The organism is Streptomyces sp. NPDC029151 (assembly GCF_055564315.1).
In genome coordinates, this window is sequence record NZ_JBVHWQ010000006.1 from 484,545 (window position 1) to 506,119 (window position 21,575).

The following is a 21,575-nucleotide window of genomic DNA, read 5'->3' on the forward strand; positions in this document are numbered from 1 at the left end:
GCCGCGCTCGACTCGCAGACGTTCACCGTCGGTGGCGACATGCTGCTCCGGCACGCCGAGGTGCACGGCTAGATAGGCCTGCCCCCCCCCCCCCCCACCCCCCCCCCCCACCCCTCCCCCCCCCCCCCCCCCCCCCCCCCCCCCCCCCCCGCGCCGTACCGGATGCCCCTCCCGTCCGCCGGGCGCAGCATGGACGTGAACGGCGTCGAGAGGAGGTGCGGGAGCCATGGCCAAGTTCATGGACGTACACCGCGGCATGCAGGGCATCACGGCCGAGAAGCTGATGGAGGCGCACCAGGCCGACCTCGCCATCGAAGAGGAGGAGTCCGTGCACTTCGAGCACGCCTGGGCGGACCCCGGGACCGGGACCGTCTACTGCCTCTCCGAGGCACCCTCGGCCGAGGCCGTGCAGCGCGTGCACGAACGCGCGGGGCACCGCGCGGACGAGGTGCACGCGGTGTCGCTGGAGGCCTGACCTTTCTGCCCGTTCGGCCGGGACCGGCTGCCGCCGGGCCGAACCGCGGGTCACGGACCGCCGTCGTCGTACGGCCGGGCGGGGCCGCCGCCGTGCGCCTCCGGGCGGAAGCTCAGCCGGCGGGAGAGGACGTCCCGGGACACCTGGCTGACCGTGCGGCCGTCGGCGTACGCGCGGGCCCGCAGCCGGTCCAGGGCCTGCTCCGGGTCGAGGTCGAGCTGCACCATCACCATGCCGACCGCCTGGTGGACCTCGGTGTGGTCGGCCTCCGAGGCCGCCACCCAGGAGGCCGCCTCGTCCTCCGGCTCCTCGCCGCCGGCCGCCCCGCCGGCGCCGCGGACGGCGCTCCGGAAGTTCATCAACGCGAAGGTGACCGCGTCCCGCACCCACAGCGCGACCCGGAGATCGGGCTCCGCCAGCCCGCCCACCCGGTCGCTGTACAGGTCGAGCGTGCCGACGGCGGCTCCACCGACGCCGATCGGCAGCGAGAAGACCGCGCGGACGCCGAGGATCACCGCCTCCTGCGTGAAGATCGGCCAGCGGCGCACGTCGGGGCCGCGGGTGAGGTCGGCCGCGAGGACCGGGGCCCCCAGGTCGAGAGCGGTCTGGCAGGGGGCGTCGCCGACGGTGTACTGCAACTCCGCCAGCCGGGCGGCGACCCGGTCGCTGGCGCACCAGGTCACGCGCACCCCCCTGCCACCGGAGATCGACACGGAGCAACCGGTCACCGGCAGCAGCCGCACGCACGCGGCGCACAGCGCGTGGGGCACCGCCAGCGGGTCGTCGGTGCCGCGCGCGGCGGCGGCCAGCACCTCGCTGACCCGCAGCCGCCCCTCGGCGTCCGACGGCACCCCGCCGCCGGCCCACGTTCCGGGCTCCTCGGGCGGCATCCTCATCACTCCCGCCGCGGCACGCTCTCCGTCGAACGGATCCACCGAGCGGATCCGCCGGTCCGAGGGGCCGGTCCGAGCCACCGGTCCGGCCGGATCCCGGCCTGATCCCCGGACTGCGCAGACCGGGTTCCCAGGACGGCGGAAGTAACTGCGCGTTTCCGCCGCGACGGGGCGGGCCCGCTGCCCGGTGCCGCTGCCCCGCCGTCCCCTCCACGGCGGGGCACCGCCTAGGCGGTACGCGCCCCGGTCTCTTCCCGCTCCCGCACCGCCGGGGCCGGGGTCCGGGCCGGTGGTTCCGCGGGCAGGCGGCGCATGAGGACGCCGTACCCGGCCGCCGCCACCGTGCCCACCGCCGCGCACATGCCCCACAGCCATGGCGCGCCGAGACGGTCGATGACCGCGCCCGACATCAGCGGGGCGACGAGGGCGGCCAGGGACCAGGACAGGGAGTACACACCCTGGTAGCGCCCGCGGCCGTGCACCGGGGAGAGGCGGACGACGAGGCTGGTCTGGGTCGGGGCGTTGACGATCTCGGCGAGGGTCCACACGCACACGGTGAGCATGAAGACCCCGACCGAGCCCGCGAACGCGGTCAGTCCGAAGCCGTAGCCCGCGAGGACCGAGGAGGCGACCAGCAGGGTGCGCGGATCGCGGTGTTCGATGAACCGGGTGACCGGGATCTGCAGCGCGACGATCAGGATGCCGTTGACGGCGATGGCCAGGCCGTAGTCGGCGGGCGAGAACCCGGCGCGGCCCATCGCCACCGGCAGCCCGACCGATCCCTGCTGGAAGACCAGGGCGACGAGGAAGGACAGTCCGACGACGGCCATGTACCGCCCGTCCCGCAGGACCGTGCCGAGGCCGATCCCCGCCTCCGCCTGCCGGGCCGCGGGCGCGGGCCGGGACTCGGGCAGCTTCGCGAAGACGACGGCCGCGCAGGCCAGGGTCATGCCGGCCTCGATGAGGAACCCGGCGCGATAGCTGAACTCGGCGATGAACCCGGCGGCCATGGAGGAGACGGCGAAGCCGAGGTTGAGCGCCCAGTAGTTGAGGGAGAAGGCCCGCACCCGGTCCTCGGGGCGGACGATGTCGGCCATCATCGCCTGGACGGCGGGCCGGGAGGCGTTGGAGGCCATGCCGACGAGGAAGGCGACGGCCGCGATGGCCGCCGGGTCGGTCATGAAGCCGAGCAGGGCGACGGAGGCCGCGGTGGCGGTCTGGGCGACGAGCAGGGTGGGCCGCCTGCCGAGCCGGTCGGCCATCACCCCGCCGCCCAGCGAGGAGACGACCCCGCCGAGGCCGTGCAGGGAGGCGACGAGACCCGCGTACGACGCCGAGTAGCCGCGGTCGAGGGTCAGGTAGAGGGCCATGAAGGTGGCCACGAACGCGCCCAGCCGGTTGACGAGGGTGCTGACCCACAGCCACCAGAACGCGCGGGGCAGCCCGGAGACCGATTCGCTCACGGCTCGTCTCATGCGGGCTGGTGACATCGAGGATCCCCCGGTTGTGTAAGCGGCTCAAGCGGCGAGCACACGTTACAAATGCGGTGCTGGGGGGCGCCACTCAATTAGCGGTTCAACGTCAATCGGGCAGCTGCCGGCCGGCGCCGGGACGCCCTCCGTCCCCCTCGGGCGGGAGCCGGGGACGGGTACGGCGTGGTCCGGGCGGCCCGCTCGAAGCGGCTCGGGAACGGGTACTTCCGTTCCAGGAAGGCCCGGATCGCCTCCTGGGCCGCCGCCCGGTCCGCCGGGGCGGTGTCCACGTCGTTCAGGCAGAAGAAGTCCACGTCCTCGCCCGCCGCGAGCCGCGCCAGCCTCCGGCGCATGTCCGGGGTGCCGAGCTGGACGTACCGGAAGCTGTACTCGGCCGGCACCGCCCGGCCCGTCGCGATCGCCCAGTGGTGGTGGAGCGTGGACGCCGGGGCGACGTCGGTGGTGGACCGGAAACGGGAGTACGACGTCCGCTCCAGCTCCTCGATGCCGAGGCTCTCCATCTCCCGCATCACCGACAGCAGCTGGGGGTGCGGGGTGTGCAGCGACTTGTGGGTGACGTACCTGCCGTGGAAGCGCCGGATCACCTCACGGGCGTTCTTCCCGGCGGAGTTCGGCGCCGGCTCCAGGGGGTGCGGGGCGCCGACCCCGAGCTTGAGCGGGGACAGCGGGATGCGGGCGATGCCGTTGCCGTGGAAGAAGCGCTCGGCGCCGACCGGGCGGTTGATGAAGACGTCGTCGTTGAAGTACAGGTAGTGCTCGGACAGGCCGGGGATGTGGTGCAGCCGGCTCTCGATCGCGTGCGAGTTGAAGACGGGCAGCGCGTCGGCCGGGAGGATGTCCCGGTGGTCGACCACGGTCAGCCCCTCCGCCTCCGGATCCAGCCAGGAGGGCGTCTGCGAGTCGGTCACGAGATAGACGTGCCGGACGAAACCGGCGTACATCTCCAGCGACCGCAGCGCGTACCTCAGCTCGTCATGGCTGGTGTACCGGGAGGCACCGGTCTCACGCGGCGCGATGACGTTGTCGGAGAGCGCCTGGTGCGCCCGCCGCTTCACCGCCATCACCGGATCGTCCCCGTCGACCCAGGTGTACACGGCGTCGACGGGGAAGCACACCTGATCGACACCGGGCTCGGCGAACGCGGGGAAGGTGGGCAGGGGGCGGCGGGCCGGTGCCGCGGGGAAGGGGGCGGGCGGCTGGTGGGCGGACGGCTGCCGGGCCGACGTGGCCGACGGCTGCGGGGCGGGCGTGACCGACGACTGCCCGGACGCTGTGGCCGGCGACTGCCCGGCTGCCGTGGCCGACGACTGCCCGGCTGCCGTGGCCGACGGCTGTGGGGCGGGCGTGACCGACGACTGCCGGACGGGCGGGGCCGACAGCCGTGGGGCGGGCGTGACCGACGACTGCCCGGACGCCGTGGCCGACGGCTGTGGGGCAGGCGTGACCGGCAGCCGTGAGGCGGGCGAGGCCGACGGCTGCCCGGACGCCGTGGCCGACGGCTGTGGGGCAGGCGTGACCGGCAGCCGTGAGGCGGGCGAGGCCGACGGCTGCCCGGACGCCGTGGCCGACGGCTGTGGGGCGGGCGTGACCGGCAGCCGTGAGGCGGGCGAGGCCGACGGCTGTCCGGTTGCCGCCGTCATCCCCGACGACAGGCCCGGCCCCCGCTCAAGCCCGTCGAGGGCATCCGGTACGCACTCCCGCCCCGCCACCGGCTCCCCCGCGCCTCCCCCTGTCGCCTGCCACGCCCCGGTCGGCAGTACCTCCGACACGGCGTTGGGGCGCGGGGCGACCAGGGAGGGACCGAAGTCGTCCTGCAGGCGGGCGCCGGGGACGGTGAGGTGGGCCGGGTCGCGGCCCAGATCGCGGCCGTAGCGCCAGAACTCGACGTCGCAGCCCGTCTCCAGGCCGCCGAGCACCTGCCCGCCCGGCCCCAGCCTGACCAGGCCGACCCGTAGCACCGGCGCTCCGCGCAGCGCCCGCGGCAGCCTGCCGTCGGCCCACAGCACCGCGCTCGTCACCGCGCCGTCGGCGTCCACCGCACCGACGTACGCGGCGCTGCGCGCGAAGTGCCGCCGGGCCCCGGTGAGCACCGCGGCACGGTACGACTCCTCCACCCCGACCACCGGCCGCGGCACCCCGGGCCCCTGTTCGCCGGGGACCAGGAAGTACGGCACACCGGCCGTCTCCAGCAGGGCGCACACCTGCTCCAGGTCCACGGCGGCGGCCTGCGCCGCGGTGTAGCCGGTGACCGTGTCCCCGTACAGCCGCAGCGGTCCGCACGCGACCCGGCGCAGCCCCGGCACGGCGGCGCGCAGCCGGCGGCGGGCCGGCGCCGCGCGCAGCGCCCACAGGCGGGCCGACAGCCACAGCCGCAGGCGCGTCAGCAGGTCCCGGACGGCCCGCAGGCCCGGCGCCGGCGACGCGAGACGGTGACGGAGGTCGATGGCCATGGCTGCCGCCGCCCGTCAGCTCTGCTTCTCGAAAGGGCTGGGGAAGGGGAAGTAGTTCTCCAGGAACTGGTGCATCCGCACGCTGACCTGCTCCCGCTCCTCCGGCGGCACGTCGACGTCGTTGAGGCAGAAGAAGTCGAAGCGGCGGTTGCGGCGCAGGTCGGCCAGGCGCCGGTCGGCGTCGGGCCGGCTGATGTTCACGTAGCGGAAGCTGAACTTGCCGGGCACGCCACGGCCGGTCATCAGCGCGTACTGGTAGAGCAGCGGTGCCGTCATGGCGATGTCGGCCGGCGAGCGGAAGCGGGACGCGGTGGTGCGGGCGATGTCCAGCGGGAACAGCTCCTCCAGCGCGCGGAGCGCCCCGCGCTGCTGCGGCAGCGGGGTGTGCATGAAGTTGTTCGTGGTCATCCGCCCGAACTTCTCCAGCAGCAGCCGCCGTACGTTCTTGCTGGCGGAGTTGGTCGCGGTCTCCTCGGCGTGCGGCTTGCCGACGCCGATCTTCAGCGGGGAGACCGGTATTTTCATCAGCCCGCTGCCGAAGAAGAAGTGCTCCGGGGTGACGCGGCGGCCGACGAAGACGTCGTCGTTGAAGTACAGGTAGTGCTCGGACAGGCCGGGGATGTGGTGCAGCCGCGTCTCGATGGCGTGCGAGTTGAAGACGGGGAGGACGTCCTCCGGGAAGATGTCGCGGTGGTCGACGACCGTGATCCCGGGGGCGGTGTCGTCCAGCCAGTGCGGCTTCTGGCCGTCGGTCACGATGTAGATGTGCCGGACGAAGTCGGCGTACATCGCGAGGGAGCGCAGCGAGTACTTCAGCTCGTCGTGGCTGGTGTAGCGGGAGGCGTTGGTCTCCTTGTCCAGGATCTCGGCGATGCCGTCGTCCTGGTAGCGGGCCCGCTTGGCCCGCATCGCCGGCTCCTCGCCGTCGACCCAGGTGTAGACGACGTCGACGGGGAAGGTCACCTGGTTGACGGTGGGCAGGGTGAGTGGGACGAAGCTGGGGACCTCCCGCTCGCCGACCCGGACGCCGACCGGCTTCTGCTCACCGGCGGGCAGCACATCGGTGATCCCGTTGTTACGGGGCGCGACGAGGGACTCGGCGAAGACGTCGGCGGAGGCCTGCGGCTGCACCTTGGCCAGCCGCCGGGGCCCGTCGGCGGAGGCGAGCAGCTCGCCGCCGTCCTCCCAGAACTCCACGTCACAGGCCAGCTCGGGGCCGGCGAGGAGCTGGCCGGCGGGGCCGAGGTGGTTCTCGCCGACGCGCAGCACGGGGGCGGTGCGCAGCGCCGCGGGCAGGACGCCGTCCAGGAACAGGGCGGGGTGCTTGAGCTGCCCGCCGGGCAGCGGCCGGCCGATGAACACGGCCGTGCCCGCCTGCCGCGCCTCCAGTGCGTCGAGGAATCGTTCCCGGTCGACGGCATTCACACCGAGCGTGTAACGCGTGCGGGAGGACACGAGGAAATAGGAAATGCCTTCCTGTTCCAGCGCGCCGACAACAAGATCCAAATTCGAGGCGGCGGCCTCCGCGGCGGTGAACCGGTCCACCACCCGGCCGTAGAACTGCTGCCCGCGCACCGCCACCGGGCGGAGCACCGGATCCGTGACCGCCGCCTTGCGGCGGCGCCGCATGGTACGCAGCTGCCACACGCGCTCGGCGGCCTTCCGCTCGACTCGCGGTCGCATCCGCCGCGCAAAGGAACGCACGGTCACGTTCTGTGCTCCTTTTCCTGGCCCTCTACCTTCCTGGCGATAAACAGACACGAGAATGTGGCGAATGGTTGTACGAGAGTTAACCGCGCCTTGGTGAGACGGTGAGCACACCCCCGTGAACGCTCCGTGCTCCTCCCTTGGCCGGGCGTGCTACGGCGCCCGCGCGCGTCCCGCCCCCGACCCCCCTTAGGTAGGCTCGACGCCATGGCCGACGCACCGTACAAGCTGATCCTCCTCCGCCACGGCGAGAGCGAGTGGAACGCGAAGAACCTGTTCACCGGCTGGGTGGACGTCAACCTGAACGAGAAGGGCGAGAAGGAGGCGGTCCGCGGTGGCGAGCTCCTGAAGGACGCCGATCTCCTGCCCGACGTGGTCCACACGTCCCTCCAGAAGCGCGCGATCCGCACGGCCCAGCTGGCCCTGGAGGCCGCGGACCGCCACTGGATCCCCGTCCACCGCTCCTGGCGCCTGAACGAGCGCCACTACGGCGCCCTCCAGGGCAAGGACAAGGCGGCGACGCTGGCCGAGTTCGGCGAGGAGCAGTTCATGCTCTGGCGCCGCTCGTACGACACCCCGCCCCCGCCGCTGTCGGACGACTCCGAGTTCTCCCAGGCGAACGACGCCCGCTACGCCTCCATCCCGCCGGAGCTGCGCCCGCGCACGGAGTGCCTCAAGGACGTCGTCATCCGGATGCTCCCCTACTGGTACGACGCGATCGTCCCCGACCTGCTGACCGGCCGCACGGTCCTGGTCGCCGCCCACGGCAACAGCCTGCGCGCCCTCGTCAAGCACCTCGACGGCATCTCCGACGCCGACATCGCGGGCCTGAACATCCCGACGGGCATCCCCCTCTACTACGAGCTGGACGCCGACTTCAAGCCGGTCACCCCCGGCGGCAAGTACCTCGACCCGGAGGCGGCGGCCGCCGCGATCGAGGCAGTCAAGAACCAGGGTAAGAAGAAGTAAGCGCCCAGGGCTGAGCCCTCTGCCCGCGGCTTTTGCGCAGGCAGGGGGCTCTTCTCTTGCCGCGGGCCCTCTCTGGGCCGTCATGGCCGGATCACCGCGGACGCACCCGGATGCCGGCGGCGGTCCTCGGCTACCGCGCTGCGACGCTTTGCTCGACAGCGCCGAGGAGCAGGTGCCACGGGTACTCCCCCGGCTTGCCCTGCCCCGGCTGGTTCGGGACGAAGCCACCGTCACCGTAGAGAACCCGTACCCCCATCTCGCGCAGTTCCGCGACGCTCCGCTCGAACTGCCGGTGCCGCGCGTAGGCGGCGTTCACGCAGGGCATCGCCACCGTCGGGATGCCCTTGCCGATGCCCTCGGCGACGACACCGACCACGAACTCTCGCGTGATGCCGAGGGCCCACGCGTTGACCGTGTTGAAGGTCGCCGGAGCCACCGCGATCACATCCGCCTTGGGCCACACGTCCGGCTCCCCCGGCAGCTTGTACGCGCTGCGTACGGGGTGCCCGGTGAGCCGCTCCAACTCAACCCTCCGCGGCTCCAGCCAGCGAGCCGCCGTCGAGGTCAGCCCGAGACACACGTCGAAGCCGCGGCCCTGCGCGTCCGCGATGACCGTCGCCGTGTCGAACACCGGCGGAGCGGCGGAGCCGAAGAGGTAGAGGACAGGGCGCGTCGTCGTCATGCATGTATCCGATCACACTCAACGGCCGCCTCGCGGGGGTGAGTAGACGCCGCAAAGGCATATAGCCGTACGACCACCCGGGTACGGTTCCCAGCGGGTGCTCAGAACGGAGACCGGCATGCCGACACGGGGCGAAGACCACGCGGGTGCACGCATCAAGGAACAACGCAGACTGGCCAGGCTCACCCAGCGGCAGTTCGCCGAGCGACTCCCCTATTCGTACAGCTACCTGAACCAGGTCGAGTGTGGAGCGCGCCCGGCCACCGCCGCCTTCGTCGCCGCTTGTGCAAAAGCCCTCAGCATCGACGTCACGGTCCTGACCGGGCAGCCGTATGTGACCGAACTGCAGCGCGACCGTCTCGCCGAACTGGTCCGGCCGATCCGGGAATCCCTCGACCTCTACGACCTCGGCCCCCATCCGGACCTGACCAGCCGACCGGCGCAGCAGCTCATCGCCGGAGCCCATCACCTCTGCGCCGAAGTGCGGGCGACCCACTTGCGCAACGCGGCCCGCGACCTGCCGGGGCTCATCACCGAGCTGACCCACACGGCGTGGTCGACGCCCTCCACCGAGCTGTGGCGGGCGCTCGCATCGGCGTACCGCACAGCACACGACATCAGCGTGAAGCTCGGCTATTACGACCTGTCCGCCGTCGCCCTGGACCGCATGAACTGGGCAGCTCTCCGCGCCTCCGACCCCTGCCTGGCGGCCGTACGGCAGTACATGCGGGCCCTGGTCTACTTCCGTGAGGGTGAGTACCGGATCGGACAACGCCTCGTCGCCGCCGGTCACGACGTGATCGCAGAGGCCGGTGACTCACGGGAAGCCCTGGTAGTCACCGGCCAACTGCACCTGGGCGGCTCCGTCATCGCCGCCCGCGCCGAGGAGGGGCCGGCGGTCGAGCAGCACATCACCGAGGCCCACCGGATCGCAGAGCGCGTCGGCGATGCCTCCGATGTCCACTGGCTCAGCTTCGGCCCGACCAATGTCGCCCTGCACAGGGTGTCCGCCGCCGTCGAGATGTGCCAGTACGACGACGCCCTGAAGCAGGCCCGGAACCTCAAACTTCCTCCCGGGCTCCCCACTTCCCGCCGGGCCCACTTCCTGATCGACCAGGCCCGAGCCGAGATGGAGACCGGGCACACCGACGCCGCTTTGAGGTCACTCGTGGAAGCCCGCCGCGTCGACCCCGAACAGACCCGCTACCACCCCGCCGCCCGGGAGGCGATCACCGGTCTGGTCCACCAGTCCCGCCGCACCCCGGAGACACTCCACCACATGGCGGCCTGGCTCGGCCTCTAGACGTGCTCTCCACGCTCACAATCTGTGAGCGTTGGTGGTCCCGCAGTTTGTCACGCTTCAGTCACCCGTCGTCACGGTCACGCGAAGACGACGAGGCGAGATGCGCCCCGGCGGTCGCGCGAACGGCCCCGGGGCCGGCCAACGCTGCGAAGGAGCGTCGACATGACGAACGCTACCCGCCCGCCCCAGGATGACCCGCCGACCACCAAGATGACCATCAGGGTGTACCGGGTGAACCGCCATGGAGCCATCATCCAGGAGTGCGGCACGGTGAGCGTGTCACCCCTCGAAGGCCCGCCCCCGTTCACCTCCGCCTTCCCGTCCTGCAAGTGCCCGGACTGCCGAGTCGAAGGGACGGCTGCTCGGTGACTCGGACGGCGCAGAGCGACACCCCCACTCTTCCTGACACCACGCAACGGCCGCACGTGTCACAGGCGTTGGCACGGCACGGCTACTGGTGCGAGTGCTGGACCGAGGACCTGACCGAGCAGCGGGGGCCGTCGCTGCTGGCATCGTTCGACGCGTACTCGGCACCTCAGGCAGACCGTTGGGTAGCGGTCGCACTCCGCACCATCTCACCAGCCCTGGACGCGGACGCGTCCGAAGAGGCGTGGGAGTGGCTGTACGAGGGCCGCGTCGAGACTCGACGAGCCTTGCTACGGGCCGAACCGTGCACGGTGTCGGTTACCCACGCGACGACACGCATCACCTGGACCATCCGGCCGGTGCTCTTCCTGTCATTCGCGGACCGCCGGGCGGCCGAACTACCCGCGTGTGCACACGACTTTGAGCTCCGGCCGCCGACAGACTGAGTTGCAACTTTCTCCACTGGTTCAAGGCGGCTCGCTCCGCTCCCCGCGCGCAGGCCCGGCCCCCGGCCGGGCCTGCGCTCCTGTCTCCGCCCCACTCCAGCCCGGCCGGCGCCCGTGCCGCGCTGCGAAGCAATCAGCCACCTGGCATTCAAGAGAATGTACGCAGTGGCTGGGGTGGTCGGCTTGACCCGCTCCGCCGTCTAGAAGTCGTCGTCCGATCGGGTTCGTGGAGACTTCACTTTGACATCGGGCAAAACTTCGCCAAGCTTCTCTCGGAATTCTTTACTCCAGCGCCCCGAAAGATAGCGAAGTCTAGGGAACACTTCTGCAACTCTTCGCACCAGCGGTTCGGCAGTTCGACTTGGCATCAATTCCAGGTCCAGCGTGACTATATTTTTGAAGGTATGGCCACACTGGAGGAATACTTCGAGCCCTTGAGGATCCAATCGCAGTCGACACAGTTCAGGATGTGAGTAAATCTCACTCCACTCAATGAAAATTTCACTCTTCGAGTCAACCCAGCGGATAGACAACGCCTCAAGCCCTCGCAGGCCACAGAGACCACGGAGACCAGTCGAGTCAACTGCCTCGCTGTAAAGAGCCAATGACTTCAGATTTCCGCTCTTAGGGAGCACTGAAAGATCACCTTGGGAAATAGGCTGAAGGATATTGAGGTGGACAAGGCCATCCAGGGCGTTCAGGCCTTGCAGGTCTGGAAGACCCGCCATATCATTCACGCTCAAACGCTTCAGAAACCGGAATTCCTTCAGCGGCGAAAGATCGCGGACCTGAGGACACCTAGCTAGGTACAGAGCTTTGATGCGGGAAAGCGGAATGCTCCCAAGCCTATCTATCTGGTTGTTATCGTGCAGCCCTAGCTCTGTCGGCCCATCACCAGCAATCGCGCTAGCGATACGATCGGTAGTGCAACTTCCTCGGAGAATCACACGTTCACGCCCACCGACCTCTTTCAGAAATTCTAGCTGGTCAATCGAGTCGAGCCAGAACATCATATCTTTCGGCAGATAGGCAACCACTTCTCTGCCATATTGGCGAACATCAAAGTTACGCCAAGCGTTGAGCAAGGCCTCTTGGATGCTATGGTCCGGATATTCTCGATACTGCGCAAGAACCGGCATGGCTGCGTCAGAGGGGATTGCAGCAGCCGTATTGACCACTGCGCGAGCCTGTGTCTCAGTAATTGCCTCTGGACCAGGTAGGAGATCAAGGACCATAGGCCCGGCTAATGCCAGCGATTCAGAAGATTGGTGATCGTCGGGTGGTATCAGTGTGGCAGCACGTTCCTCGACCTGCCGGCGAACACCGACGTCGAGCTCGGTCGCGTGCTCTAGACAAGCCATAGCTAGCAAGTGGAGGCGGGTACGATGCGTTTTTACCCGATCGCCACGCTTCAGTAGCTTGTGCAGAATCCGGGCTCTTTCCGCGGGATACGCATGAGCTACTGCCATACGTATTACGTCTTCCCACTGATCATGATGGGCATTGCGGACCATCAAATCGAAGTCGCGTTCTTCTACAGCGGCCTTGGCCCCTAAGTAATCCTGAAAAGTCCTATGAATGAAATCCATAACTCCTGGAACCGGTTCACGAATAATCCCGCTGCGTAGCAGCATGTAGTCGTACACCTGGTCAGGCGTCCCGAGATCAGCGACTGAAGGGATGGCAGGAAATGCCGCGTTAATTAGATCGATCGCGTCGGATCGATCCATTTCCACTTGACCGTTCTTAATTAGCCAATAGGCCAACTTTTGCAGCAACTGGATTTGTGGCTCTTCAGAGATACGGACGTCGAGGTCACGCTCACGATCGCGGCGTGCAAGCAGCATAGAAAGGGCGGCGTCGTATAGCTGTTTTCGTCCTTCGGGAAGGTACCCTCTGCGGTCGCGATGCAAAGCGCAGATCAGTCCGCACATGAGCGGATTTGTGGCTAGGCGCCCAAGGTCCTGTTTCGCTCGAACGGTTGTCAGCAGGGCGGACTTGTATGTCTTGAGGCGGTGTACTTCCTCTTCGTCCTGACACATTGATATGGCTGCAGCATGCCAGCGTTCAATGAAGGCTGCAACATCGCTGCGCCCCATAGCGCTCAAACTGAGTTCGACAAAGCCTTCGGTCGCTAGCCAGTCGTCCGTTACGGCAGAAGGGCGAGAGGTTACTAGCCACATGTTTTGCGGGAACGCCGACATGAGATCGCGGAGCCACTCTCGAACCCGTTCACGATCACGCTCGGAAATTTCGTCAATGCCGTCCACCAACAGGAGACCGCGCTTATGTGACAGAATGCTTTCTGTCCATCCCTTGGGCTGGATTCCAGCAAGGGGATTACGGACCGCCGCTAAAAAATCACTTGGCCCGGGAAGTCTTCCGAATCGAATCAGCGTTCTCAAAGGCAACACTATGGGAACGCGGTTATATAGATGGCGAAGGTTTTCCTCGAGTTGCTGTTTGGCTGCAGAGACAGCCAACCACTGTACTAACGTCGTTTTGCCAGATCCGGCAACACCGCGTAGAAGCACATGATGGTGGCCGGCCAAAGCTTGATCGGCAGGTTTTACCTGGCTCGATTTTTGAGTCGCCAGGGCATCCGTTTTGCCATGTCTAGGTTCCTCAGTGACCACCGTCTCAAGGCTTAGATACGCAGCATCAAGTGGCCATTCGGCATTCGAGCGATCCGAAAGATTGATACCGAAAATAGTCAACGTGCCATATTTAGAGACGATATATTCACGATATCGTTGCTCAAATATCGAAGATTCCGAATTGCACTTATCACTCGACTCAAAAAGTCGAATCTGCACGCCTTCTCTATCCAGGCATTTTCTGAATTCCAAATCTGCTTCCAGTACGCCGACCGAGGTTACCTCAAGGCGACCGTGCTGCCACCCCGAAGGATCGTGCGCCACGACCCCGATTACCGTGTCTTGCGTAAATACAGCTGCACCGGAAAAACCAGCCCACGGGGAACTGCCGTCCGCAGTTTTAACTGGAGGGTGATAGGAGCTGTCCAGAACATATCGTGCGCTCAGCATCTTGGCACCGGGTTTCAGCGTGCCGATGAATTGCTCCGTATCTAACTCATCCCTGTTGTCACGCTGCACGCTGGGGTAGCCAATAGCTTGACAGTTCATTATAGGCTCTAGTGAGTCGCGGACGATGGTGAAGGACACTGACTCGAGAATAGCTCCGTGATTGAATGAGCCCTCATGCGGTGCAAGTAGTGCGGCGTCGCATCGTTCATCGTGACGCAACCACACGACTCTGCAGAGAATTTGCGCTGGCTGGCCGGGAAAGATGACGCGCACATCATCAATATCTTTCAATACGTGAGCTGCAGTCAGAACCAAACCAGAGGAAATAGCATAACCGCTTCCTTGCCGACCAGCAGAGAAGACTGCAGCGATTCGACTACGTTCCAGGGCTTGTTTACTCATTTGACGCACCTCCGCTTGCACCGAAACGGTCGGTACGCCCCTCCTGGTCATTTGAGATGTCCCAGCCTCGACCAGTAAGTGCGTTCCTTGGCTTCAGAGTGAAAGCTACCCGCTGGGTGTGTGTCGCACCGTGGCCGCGCTCCGCCGACGCATCGACGACCCAGGCCTTCACACCGCCCTTGGCGCGAGTGTCTCGCCGAAGCTCAACAGTGAACTCCATCTGCATCTCTCCGAGCTCAAAACGCAAGGGGGAGCCGGTGCTTCGCTGCGTTGCGGCAAGGATGTCATCACGGATCGCGGAGATAGCATCTGCGAGACCGATCTCGTCAAAGGGTGCGTCCACGCTGGACACGGTACGGTCTGTAAGTCGCCCGGCGCCATGGGTTCTTGATTTTTGGGCGTGTAACGAGAAGTCAGTGCAGGTGATCGAGCGCAGGAGCCGAGGGCTCCGCTCTCAGCCAGGTTGCTTCTCATTTTCACAGCTCGCGCGCGAGCGCCCCGCGGCGCGTGGCCGTGGGGCGCCCTGGGGGTTCGGACCGGTGGGGCTCAGTCGACCTTCTGTCCGTCGTACGTACCGCCCTTGCAGTAGTTGCCCGCCTCGTTGATCGCGGGCGTTCCGCCGCCCTGCTTGCACTGGGAAGGCGTGACGTAGGAGGGGGCGGCCTGCGGGGCGGCGATGGCCGTCGCGGCGCCTGTGAGGCCGAGTCCGGCGAGGGCTGCCGTGGCGATGGCGGCGGCGAGGGTTCGTCGAATGCGTATGTGCTTCCCTTTCACGGATTGCCTCGGTTGGGGCACTAGCCAGCCTGATCTTCACCCATGTGGGGGGCACGTCTTGTTCCGCCATTCGGGTGATAGTGCCGTCTGGTGCGGGGGCGGTGACGCGCCCCGTCGGACGGAGCCGTGAGCCGCTTGACCGGCGGAAACGGCCGCCCGGCGGTGGGCCGGGTGCCGTCGTTCCGTGCCCGCTCCAGCCGGGTGCGGAGGTCGGAGCGGTTGACACGCCGGGCGCGGGCCGGTCAGGTGATCGGCGGTGTGGTGCCGTCGGGCAGCGCGCAGGCCTCGCCGGCGTAGGGGCGGGAAACGATGTGTCCGCCGGCGGCCGTGCAGTCGTCTCTGGAGATGGTCGGAGACGAGGCGGCCCCGGCGCCGACGGCGCTCACGCCGGCAAGGGTCGCCGTGGCCAGGATCAGGCCCAGGATTCTTCGCAGGCGCATGACGTCCTCCTCCTCTCAGGCGCCCTCGCTCGGCCTTCGGGAAGGACACGTCTCCAGACGACGGCGCCCTCTTCTTCAGCATGGGCGCAGCGCACGAGGCCCGCGAGGCAGGCGGGGGGCGAGGAGGGAGACGGGCCGCACCCGGCTCCGGCCGGTGCCGGCCCGCGTGGTGCTCTAACGCGGTTCGTGGGCCGCCGCCCGGCACGCACCGGTCGCGGCGCCGCTCGCCACCCCGGCCCCGGTCAGCCCGGTCACGCAGCCCTGCAGGTCTCCGACCACGCCGCGGCCACAGGCCGCTGTGACCGAGTCGGAGGCGGTGGCGCCGGCCAGTTGGGCCATCTGCGTACAGGCGGGGATGTCCGCCCGGGCCGCCGGAGCGGCGAGGACCGCACCACCCAGGGTGAGGGTCAGGCCGGTGAGGGCACCGGCGACACGGGTCGACGTGCGCATGGGACGCACCTGCCTTCCAGGTTGGCCGCGCGGTCGTGTTCCCGGCGGGCCGGATCCGCCCCTCCCTCCAGCGTCGCACCCTCTCCGGCGCCCGTCCTGGGCACCCGGGATGGCGTGACACCCGGGTACCGGCGTCCGGCTCAGCGGCCGACCTCCCGCGTCGTCAGCGCGATCATGCCGGAGACCGCGGCCGTCGCGGCCAGGGTGCCGGTCATGACCAGGGCCACGCCGATCGCGAAGAGGCCGCTGGAGTCGTCCGACCAGTCGTAGGAGGCCGCGGCGGTCAGGCCCGCCGTGGTGCCGAGGACCGCGCTCGCGGTGTGGCGCCGGTACGCGGTCCAGCACACCGGCACCAGCAGGGTCAGGACCAGCCCGATCACCTGCCAGGCCTCGTAGGGTCCGGTCGTCGAGCCGTCCGGCCGCACGTCGGGCCGCTGGTCCCAGCCCAGCCAGGCGGCCCACGCCAGCGGGGCGGCCAGGGCCGGCGCCAGGGCCGTGAGGAGCGGCGAGAGGGCCGGCAGGATTCGGAGAGCGGGTTTCGGGAGACCTGTACGCATGTCTCCAGGCTCCTGCCACGGGCCGCCGGCGGACAGGGCGGACGTACTCAGGTCCCGTCCGAGTACCTCCTCAGGGCCGGGATCTAGGCTTTCTCCCGGAGGAGATTCGCTCGTCAGCTCGCCCGTGAGTCGTTGAAACATGAAGGAACTCCCGTTGAACTTCTGGTCGCTCTATCAGCACGGCTTCGCGCGCGTCGCCGCGTGCACGGGCCACACCGTCATCGCCGACCCGCACGCCAACGCGGAAGCGGTCCTGCGCCAGGCCCGCCGGTGCGCGGACGAGGGCGTCGCCGTCGCCGTCTACCCCGAGCTGGGGCTCACCGGCTACTCCATCGAGGACCTGCTGCTCCAGGACGCCCTGCTGGACCGGGTCGAGGAGGCGCTGGAGACGGTCGTGGCCGGGTCGGCGGAGCTGCTGCCCGTGCTGGTCGTCGGCGCCCCGCTGCGCCACCGCCACCGGATCTACAACTGCGCGGTGGTCGTCCACCGCGGCCGGGTGCTCGGTGTCGTACCGAAGTCGTACCCGCCGAACTACCGCGAGTTCTACGAGCGCCGGCAGATCGCCGACGGGCACGACGAGCGGGGCGGGACCATCCGGGTCGCGGGCTCCGACGTGCCGTTCGGGGTGGACCTGCTGTTCGCCGCGGCGGACGTACCCGGGCTCGTGCTGCACACGGAGATCTGCGAGGACATGTGGGTGCCGGTGCCGCCGAGCGCGGAGGCGGCCCTCGCCGGGGCGACCGTGCTGGTCAACCTCTCCGGCAGCCCGATCACCGTCGGCCGGGCCGAGGACCGCAGGCTGCTGTGCCGCTCGGCGTCCTCCCGCTGCCTCGCCGCCTACGTCTACGCGGCGGCCGGGCTGGGCGAGTCCACCACGGACCTGTCCTGGGACGGGCAGACCATGATCTACGAGAACGGGGTGCTGCTGGCCGAGACCGACCGGTTCGCGCTCGGCGACCAGTACGCGGTCGCCGACGTCGACCTCGACCTGCTGCGGCAGGAACGGCACCGGATGGGGACGTTCGACGACAACCGGCTGGCCCACGCCGGGCGGACCGGGGACTTCCGGACGGTCTCCTTCGAACTGGACCCGCCGCTCACCGACCTCGGCCTGCGCCGGCGCGTCGAACGCTTCCCGTTCGTGCCCGCCGACCCGGAACGGCTCGCCCTGGACTGCTACGAGGCCTACAACATCCAGGTCGCCGGTCTCCAGCAGCGACTGGCGGCGATCGGCGGACCCAAGGTGGTCATCGGCGTCTCCGGCGGCCTCGACTCCACGCACGCGCTGATCGTCGCCGCCCGGGCGATGGACCGCGCGGGCCGGCCGCGCAGCGACATCCTGGCCTTCACCCTGCCCGGCTTCGCCACCAGCGACCACACCAAGGACAACGCGCACAAGCTGATGCGGGCGCTCGGGGTCACCGCCGCGGAACTGGACATCACGCCCACCGCGCGGCTGATGCTCCAGGAGATCGGCCACCCCTTCGCCTCCGGCGAGCCGGTGTACGACGTCACGTTCGAGAACGTCCAGGCGGGCCTGCGCACCGACTACCTGTTCCGGCTGGCCAACCAGCGCGGTGGCATCGTCCTCGGCACCGGCGACCTGTCCGAGCTGGCGCTGGGCTGGTCGACGTACGGCGTCGGCGACCAGATGAGCCACTACAACGTGAACTCCGGCGTGCCGAAGACGTTCATCCAGCACCTGATCCGCTGGGTCGTCACCAGCGGACAGTTCGACGACGAGACCGGCAAGATCCTCACCGCGATCCTGGACACCGAGATCAGCCCGGAGCTGGTGCCGGGCGAGGAGATGCAGTCCACCGAGTCGAAGATCGGCCCGTACGCGCTGCACGACTTCACCCTCTTCCAGGTGCTGCGCTACGGCTTCCGGCCCTCGAAGATCGCCTTCCTGGCCTGGCACGCCTGGCACGACCCGGACGCCGGCGCCTGGCCGCCCGGCTTCCCGGAGGCCAAGCGCGGCGCGTACGACCTCGCGGAGATCCGGCACTGGCTGGAGGTGTTCTGCCGCCGCTTCTTCGCCTTCTCCCAGTTCAAGCGCTCGGCCATGCCGAACGGCCCGAAGGTCTCGGCGGGCGGCTCCCTCTCCCCGCGCGGCGACTGGCGGGCCCCGTCGGACGGCAACGCGGAGGCCTGGCTGCGGGACCTGGCCCGCTTCGACTTCGACGCGGCGGGCGCCGGCCGCTAGCGGCGTCCCGGCCCCGGCCGGTTCCCCGCCTCCTCCAGCGCGCCCAGCACCCGGGTCAGGTCGTCGGGGGCGGCGGTGAGACGGACCGGGGTGCCGGCGTCGTCCAGTTCGGCGATGTGCCAGTCGCGCGGCACGGTGTCGCCCTCCGTGCCACGGGCACGGCGTACGGCCTTGACGGTGAGCCGTTCCACCGGGATGCGCCGGGCCGCGAACCGGCCCGGGCCCGGGTGCGGGACGACCGCCGGCTCGCCGCCGCCGAGGACGACGTGGGTGCCGAAGCCGTACGGGTTGTAGTCGGTGTCCTCCAGGAAGCGGGCGGAGACGAACACGTCGCCCTCCTCCGGGAGCCGGCGCGCGGCCGGAAGCAGGGGGTCGCGGACGCGGGTGGCGTGCCACGCCCAGGCGAACAGGGCGACGGTCGCGGCCGCACCGGCGGCCAGCCAGGTCACGGACCCGGGGGAGCCGAGCAGGCTCACGGGGTGCCGGTAGCAGAGCGGCAGGAGCCACGCACCGGTGCCGGCCAGCGCGACCCCGTACGGCAGCGCGGACGGCGGCACCTCGTCGGCGGGCCGCCGGCGCCCGCGCAGCCGTAGCAGCACCTGCGCGGCGGGAAAGCCCGCGGCCAGGGCGAGCCCGGCCGCGGCGACGGCCACGCTGCCGCCCGTGGTCACGTGCTCGCGCCACACGTACCGCTCGCCGGTGACCTCCATGACCTCACCGCGCCAGACGGTCAGCTCCACCCGGTCGCCCTTCTCGAACGCCCCGGCGGCCTCGGACGACACCCCCAGTCGCGTCATCGGCCGCCCGTCCGTGAAGTACAGCCGGCTCCGCTGCCTGGGCCGGCGGGCCTCGGTCCGGGCGATGACGGCCGGGACGGTCCGCCGGCAGTCGTACGCCGGCGCACCGGTGCGCGCACCGGCCGCCGGGCACGGCCGCGCCGCCCGCCACGCCCTCTCGTACGCGGTGGCGTCCGGTACGAACGACCCGGCCAGCGCGGCCCCCGCGACCAGCAGCACGAGTACCCACATCCGGCCGGCCACCGCCCAACCGGCCCTGCCCCCCGCAGACTTCATACGGTGATTGTGGCCGACATCCGGCCGCGGACCCCCCGCGTGGTCAGGTGTTCCATGTCTCGTCGTACGGGTCGCGCGGCGTCGGCACCGGTCGCGCCGAGGTGACCCTCAGGTACGGCACCGGGCCGTCGTTGACCGGGTCGCGGGCCAGACGGGAGGTGTACGTGCCCGTCACCTCCAGCCACGCGTCCGGGCGCAGGACCGGCGGGAGTACGCCGGTCAGCGCGATCTTCACCGGCCGGGCGTCCGCCGCGCAGCAGTTGAGGGCCATCCGGACCAGGTAGGCGGTGCCGGACCGGTCCAGGGCGAGGAAGCCGGTGACCCGGACCTTCCGTCCGTGCAGGGAGCGGCCGTGGCCGTAGGCCGCGCGGGACGCGTAGTCGACGACGGAGAGCGGCACGGGGTCGCCGGCGGGCAGGGGGCCGTAGGCGTACGGCTTCTGCAGTGCCGTACCGGAGCGCAGGGCGCTGTAGGAGCCGAGGGCCGGCGGGGCGATCAGGATGAGGGCGAGGAGGGGGAGCAGCAGGAGCCAGGCGACGCGGGGTTCGGGGTGCTCGTGAGACTCCGGTCGCCGGTCGCGGCGGCGCTCGTACCAGGCCGTCGCCAGCGCCGCCGCGATCAGGACCACGCCCGAGGCCAGCAGCAGCGGGCGCAGCCCCGCCTTGACGTACCGCAGGTACAGGTCGGTGGCGCCCGCGTGCAGCAGGGCCGCGCCGAGCAGGAACAGGACGGCCGCCTGGGCAGGGCGGTTCACAGCAGCACCGTCCCGGTCAGTACGGCACCCGTGACGGCCAGCGCGAAGGTGGCGGGCGCGAAGCGGAACGCGAAGGTACGGCCGAAGGTGCCGGCCTGCATCGCGAACAGCTTGAGGTCGATCATCGGGCCCACCACCAGGAACACCAGCTTGGCCGTCGGGGAGAACTGGGTCAGGGAGGCCGCGACGAACGCGTCCGCCTCCGAGCAGATCGACAGCAGGACGGCGAGGACGGCGAGGGCCGGCACCGAGAGCAGGGGCGTGGCGGCGGCCGTGCTCAGCCACTCCGCCGGGACCGCCGCCTTCAGCGTCGCCGCGGCCGCCGCGCCGAGCACCAGGAAACCGCCGGCGTGCATGACGTCGTGCCGGACCGCCCCCCAGAACGCCTCCCCCTTGCCCGCGCCCTCGTGCGCGCCGTGGGCCGGCGGACGCAGCCAGTCCGTGCGGCCCAGCCGCTGCCACAGCCAGCCCATCGCGCAGGCCACCAGCAGGCTGGCCAGGAACCGGGCCAGGACCATCTCCGGGTGCCCCGGGAAGGCGACGGCGGTGGCCGTCAGCACCACCGGGTTGACCGCGGGCGCGGACAGGAGGAAGGCGAGGGCGGCGGCGGGCGGCACACCCCGGCGCACCAGGGCGCCCGCCACCGGCACCGACGCGCACTCGCAGCCCGGCAGCACCGCGCCCGCGATACCGGCCACGGGCACGGCCAGCGCGGGCCGGCGGGGCAGGGCGCGCGCGAAGAAGGACGCCGGCACGAACACCGCGATCGCCGCCGACAGCAGCACGCCGAGCACCAGGAAGGGCAGCGCCTGGACGGTGACCGCCACGAACACCGTCGTCCAGCTCTGCATCACCGGGCTGCCGAGCAGCCCGCGGAGGGGGGACTGGGCGAGGACGGCCAGCAGCAGGACGAGGACGAGGACCAGGGGGGAGGTGAGCCGCGGGCCCGCGCGGTGGGGGTCGGGCGGGGGGCCGGCCGGTGGGGGCCCGGAACGGGCGTCCGCCGGCGGTCCGGGGTGCCCTGTGTCCGTGCCCGGTGGGACGTCTTCGGTGATGGCCACGGGTCGTTACCTCCGGCTGCTGCTCTC

19 protein-coding genes are annotated in these 21,575 nt (G+C 69.7%); 5 read left to right on the plus strand and 14 right to left on the minus strand.

Annotated features, from left to right (window positions below; genetic code table 11):
* Positions 1-226 precede the first annotated feature (226 nt).
* A complete protein-coding gene (locus tag ACZ4VF_RS24605; protein ID WP_467928545.1) occupies positions 227-475 on the plus strand; it encodes an SCO4226 family nickel-binding protein in 249 nt (82 codons plus the stop codon).
* Between the two features lie 50 nt (positions 476-525).
* Here the strand turns inward: ACZ4VF_RS24605 and ACZ4VF_RS24610 are convergent, their stop codons facing one another.
* The 4 genes from ACZ4VF_RS24610 to ACZ4VF_RS24625 all read right to left on the minus strand — a co-directional run bounded on the left by ACZ4VF_RS24610 (position 526) and on the right by ACZ4VF_RS24625 (position 7,021).
* Positions 526-1,371: a GAF and ANTAR domain-containing protein gene (locus ACZ4VF_RS24610; RefSeq protein WP_467928546.1), complete on the minus strand. Its 846-nt coding sequence runs from the start codon at positions 1,369-1,371 to the stop codon at positions 526-528.
* 224 nt (positions 1,372-1,595) lie between these two features.
* Positions 1,596-2,858, minus strand: coding sequence for an MDR family MFS transporter (locus tag ACZ4VF_RS24615; RefSeq protein WP_467928547.1), 1,263 nt, complete (start codon positions 2,856-2,858; stop codon positions 1,596-1,598).
* 77 nt (positions 2,859-2,935) lie between these two features.
* The gene (locus tag ACZ4VF_RS24620) at positions 2,936-5,311 is read right to left on the minus strand and encodes a stealth family protein (protein ID WP_467928548.1); all 2,376 of its coding nucleotides are present in this window, start codon (positions 5,309-5,311) and stop codon (positions 2,936-2,938) included.
* Between the two features lie 15 nt (positions 5,312-5,326).
* Positions 5,327-7,021: a stealth family protein gene (locus ACZ4VF_RS24625; protein ID WP_467928549.1), complete on the minus strand. Its 1,695-nt coding sequence runs from the start codon at positions 7,019-7,021 to the stop codon at positions 5,327-5,329.
* A gap of 204 nt (positions 7,022-7,225) precedes the next feature.
* On the opposite strand from ACZ4VF_RS24625, the gene ACZ4VF_RS24630 reads away from it, so the two are divergent.
* Positions 7,226-7,987 carry a phosphoglyceromutase gene (locus ACZ4VF_RS24630; protein ID WP_467928551.1) on the plus strand — a complete coding sequence of 254 codons (762 nt, stop codon included), beginning with the start codon at positions 7,226-7,228 and terminating at the stop codon, positions 7,985-7,987.
* Positions 7,988-8,117: 130 nt separating this feature from the next.
* Here the strand turns inward: ACZ4VF_RS24630 and ACZ4VF_RS24635 are convergent, their stop codons facing one another.
* The gene (locus ACZ4VF_RS24635; RefSeq protein ID WP_467928552.1) at positions 8,118-8,669 is read right to left on the minus strand and encodes a flavoprotein; all 552 of its coding nucleotides are present in this window, start codon (positions 8,667-8,669) and stop codon (positions 8,118-8,120) included.
* Positions 8,670-8,787: 118 nt separating this feature from the next.
* Between ACZ4VF_RS24635 and ACZ4VF_RS24640 the strand changes: the two genes are divergently transcribed.
* Together ACZ4VF_RS24640 and ACZ4VF_RS24645 are read left to right on the plus strand one after the other, a co-directional pair.
* Positions 8,788-9,972: a helix-turn-helix domain-containing protein gene (locus tag ACZ4VF_RS24640; protein ID WP_467928553.1), complete on the plus strand. Its 1,185-nt coding sequence runs from the start codon at positions 8,788-8,790 to the stop codon at positions 9,970-9,972.
* Between the two features lie 425 nt (positions 9,973-10,397).
* Positions 10,398-10,784 (plus strand): hypothetical protein, encoded by a 387-nt coding sequence (locus ACZ4VF_RS24645; RefSeq protein ID WP_467928554.1) that lies wholly within the window; start codon positions 10,398-10,400, stop codon positions 10,782-10,784.
* Positions 10,785-10,984: 200 nt separating this feature from the next.
* Here the strand turns inward: ACZ4VF_RS24645 and ACZ4VF_RS24650 are convergent, their stop codons facing one another.
* The 6 genes from ACZ4VF_RS24650 to ACZ4VF_RS24675 all read right to left on the minus strand — a co-directional run bounded on the left by ACZ4VF_RS24650 (position 10,985) and on the right by ACZ4VF_RS24675 (position 16,454).
* On the minus strand, positions 10,985-14,233 hold the full coding sequence (locus tag ACZ4VF_RS24650; protein WP_467928556.1) for an NACHT domain-containing protein: 3,249 nt from the start codon (positions 14,231-14,233) through the stop codon (positions 10,985-10,987).
* The gene (locus ACZ4VF_RS24655) at positions 14,226-14,585 is read right to left on the minus strand and encodes a trypco2 family protein (RefSeq protein WP_467928557.1); all 360 of its coding nucleotides are present in this window, start codon (positions 14,583-14,585) and stop codon (positions 14,226-14,228) included. Before ACZ4VF_RS24655 ends, ACZ4VF_RS24650 begins: the two co-directional genes overlap by 8 nt.
* 194 nt (positions 14,586-14,779) lie before the next feature.
* The gene (locus ACZ4VF_RS24660) at positions 14,780-14,992 is read right to left on the minus strand and encodes a hypothetical protein (protein ID WP_467928645.1); all 213 of its coding nucleotides are present in this window, start codon (positions 14,990-14,992) and stop codon (positions 14,780-14,782) included.
* Between the two features lie 257 nt (positions 14,993-15,249).
* A complete protein-coding gene (locus ACZ4VF_RS24665; RefSeq protein ID WP_467928558.1) occupies positions 15,250-15,447 on the minus strand; it encodes a hypothetical protein in 198 nt (65 codons plus the stop codon).
* A 174-nt stretch (positions 15,448-15,621) separates the two neighbouring features.
* Positions 15,622-15,897, minus strand: coding sequence for a hypothetical protein (locus ACZ4VF_RS24670; RefSeq protein WP_467928560.1), 276 nt, complete (start codon positions 15,895-15,897; stop codon positions 15,622-15,624).
* Between the two features lie 140 nt (positions 15,898-16,037).
* Positions 16,038-16,454 (minus strand): hypothetical protein, encoded by a 417-nt coding sequence (locus ACZ4VF_RS24675; RefSeq protein ID WP_467928561.1) that lies wholly within the window; start codon positions 16,452-16,454, stop codon positions 16,038-16,040.
* 139 nt (positions 16,455-16,593) lie between these two features.
* On the opposite strand from ACZ4VF_RS24675, the gene ACZ4VF_RS24680 reads away from it, so the two are divergent.
* A complete protein-coding gene (locus tag ACZ4VF_RS24680; protein ID WP_467928562.1) occupies positions 16,594-18,660 on the plus strand; it encodes an NAD(+) synthase in 2,067 nt (688 codons plus the stop codon).
* On the opposite strand, the gene ACZ4VF_RS24685 is transcribed toward ACZ4VF_RS24680, so the two are convergent.
* Genes ACZ4VF_RS24685 through ACZ4VF_RS24695 form a run of 3 tightly spaced genes read right to left on the minus strand, consistent with a single transcriptional unit; the run spans position 18,657 to position 21,548 of the window.
* On the minus strand, positions 18,657-19,733 hold the full coding sequence (locus ACZ4VF_RS24685; RefSeq protein WP_467928563.1) for a hypothetical protein: 1,077 nt from the start codon (positions 19,731-19,733) through the stop codon (positions 18,657-18,659). The two genes, ACZ4VF_RS24680 and ACZ4VF_RS24685, sit on opposite strands and share 4 nt — an antisense overlap.
* Before the next feature lie 43 nt (positions 19,734-19,776).
* A complete protein-coding gene (locus tag ACZ4VF_RS24690) occupies positions 19,777-20,487 on the minus strand; it encodes a TIGR03943 family putative permease subunit (protein ID WP_467928565.1) in 711 nt (236 codons plus the stop codon).
* Positions 20,484-21,548 carry a permease gene (locus tag ACZ4VF_RS24695; protein ID WP_467928566.1) on the minus strand — a complete coding sequence of 355 codons (1,065 nt, stop codon included), beginning with the start codon at positions 21,546-21,548 and terminating at the stop codon, positions 20,484-20,486. The genes ACZ4VF_RS24690 and ACZ4VF_RS24695 overlap by 4 nt, the downstream gene beginning before the upstream one ends.
* Between the last annotated feature and the right edge of the window lie 27 nt (positions 21,549-21,575).

Coding starts and splice junctions, on each gene's coding strand:
- ACZ4VF_RS24605 (WP_467928545.1), top strand. CDS start 227: ATGGCCAAGTTCATGGACGTACACCGCGGCATGCAGGGCATCACGGCC.
- ACZ4VF_RS24610 (WP_467928546.1), bottom strand. CDS start 1,371: ATGAGGATGCCGCCCGAGGAGCCCGGAACGTGGGCCGGCGGCGGGGTG.
- ACZ4VF_RS24615 (WP_467928547.1), bottom strand. CDS start 2,858: ATGTCACCAGCCCGCATGAGACGAGCCGTGAGCGAATCGGTCTCCGGG.
- ACZ4VF_RS24620 (WP_467928548.1), bottom strand. CDS start 5,311: ATGGCCATCGACCTCCGTCACCGTCTCGCGTCGCCGGCGCCGGGCCTG.
- ACZ4VF_RS24630 (WP_467928551.1), top strand. CDS start 7,226: ATGGCCGACGCACCGTACAAGCTGATCCTCCTCCGCCACGGCGAGAGC.
- ACZ4VF_RS24635 (WP_467928552.1), bottom strand. CDS start 8,669: ATGACGACGACGCGCCCTGTCCTCTACCTCTTCGGCTCCGCCGCTCCG.
- ACZ4VF_RS24640 (WP_467928553.1), top strand. CDS start 8,788: ATGCCGACACGGGGCGAAGACCACGCGGGTGCACGCATCAAGGAACAA.
- ACZ4VF_RS24650 (WP_467928556.1), bottom strand. CDS start 14,233: ATGAGTAAACAAGCCCTGGAACGTAGTCGAATCGCTGCAGTCTTCTCT.
- ACZ4VF_RS24665 (WP_467928558.1), bottom strand. CDS start 15,447: ATGCGCCTGCGAAGAATCCTGGGCCTGATCCTGGCCACGGCGACCCTT.
- ACZ4VF_RS24670 (WP_467928560.1), bottom strand. CDS start 15,897: ATGCGCACGTCGACCCGTGTCGCCGGTGCCCTCACCGGCCTGACCCTC.
- ACZ4VF_RS24675 (WP_467928561.1), bottom strand. CDS start 16,454: ATGCGTACAGGTCTCCCGAAACCCGCTCTCCGAATCCTGCCGGCCCTC.
- ACZ4VF_RS24680 (WP_467928562.1), top strand. CDS start 16,594: ATGAAGGAACTCCCGTTGAACTTCTGGTCGCTCTATCAGCACGGCTTC.
- ACZ4VF_RS24685 (WP_467928563.1), bottom strand. CDS start 19,733: ATGAAGTCTGCGGGGGGCAGGGCCGGTTGGGCGGTGGCCGGCCGGATG.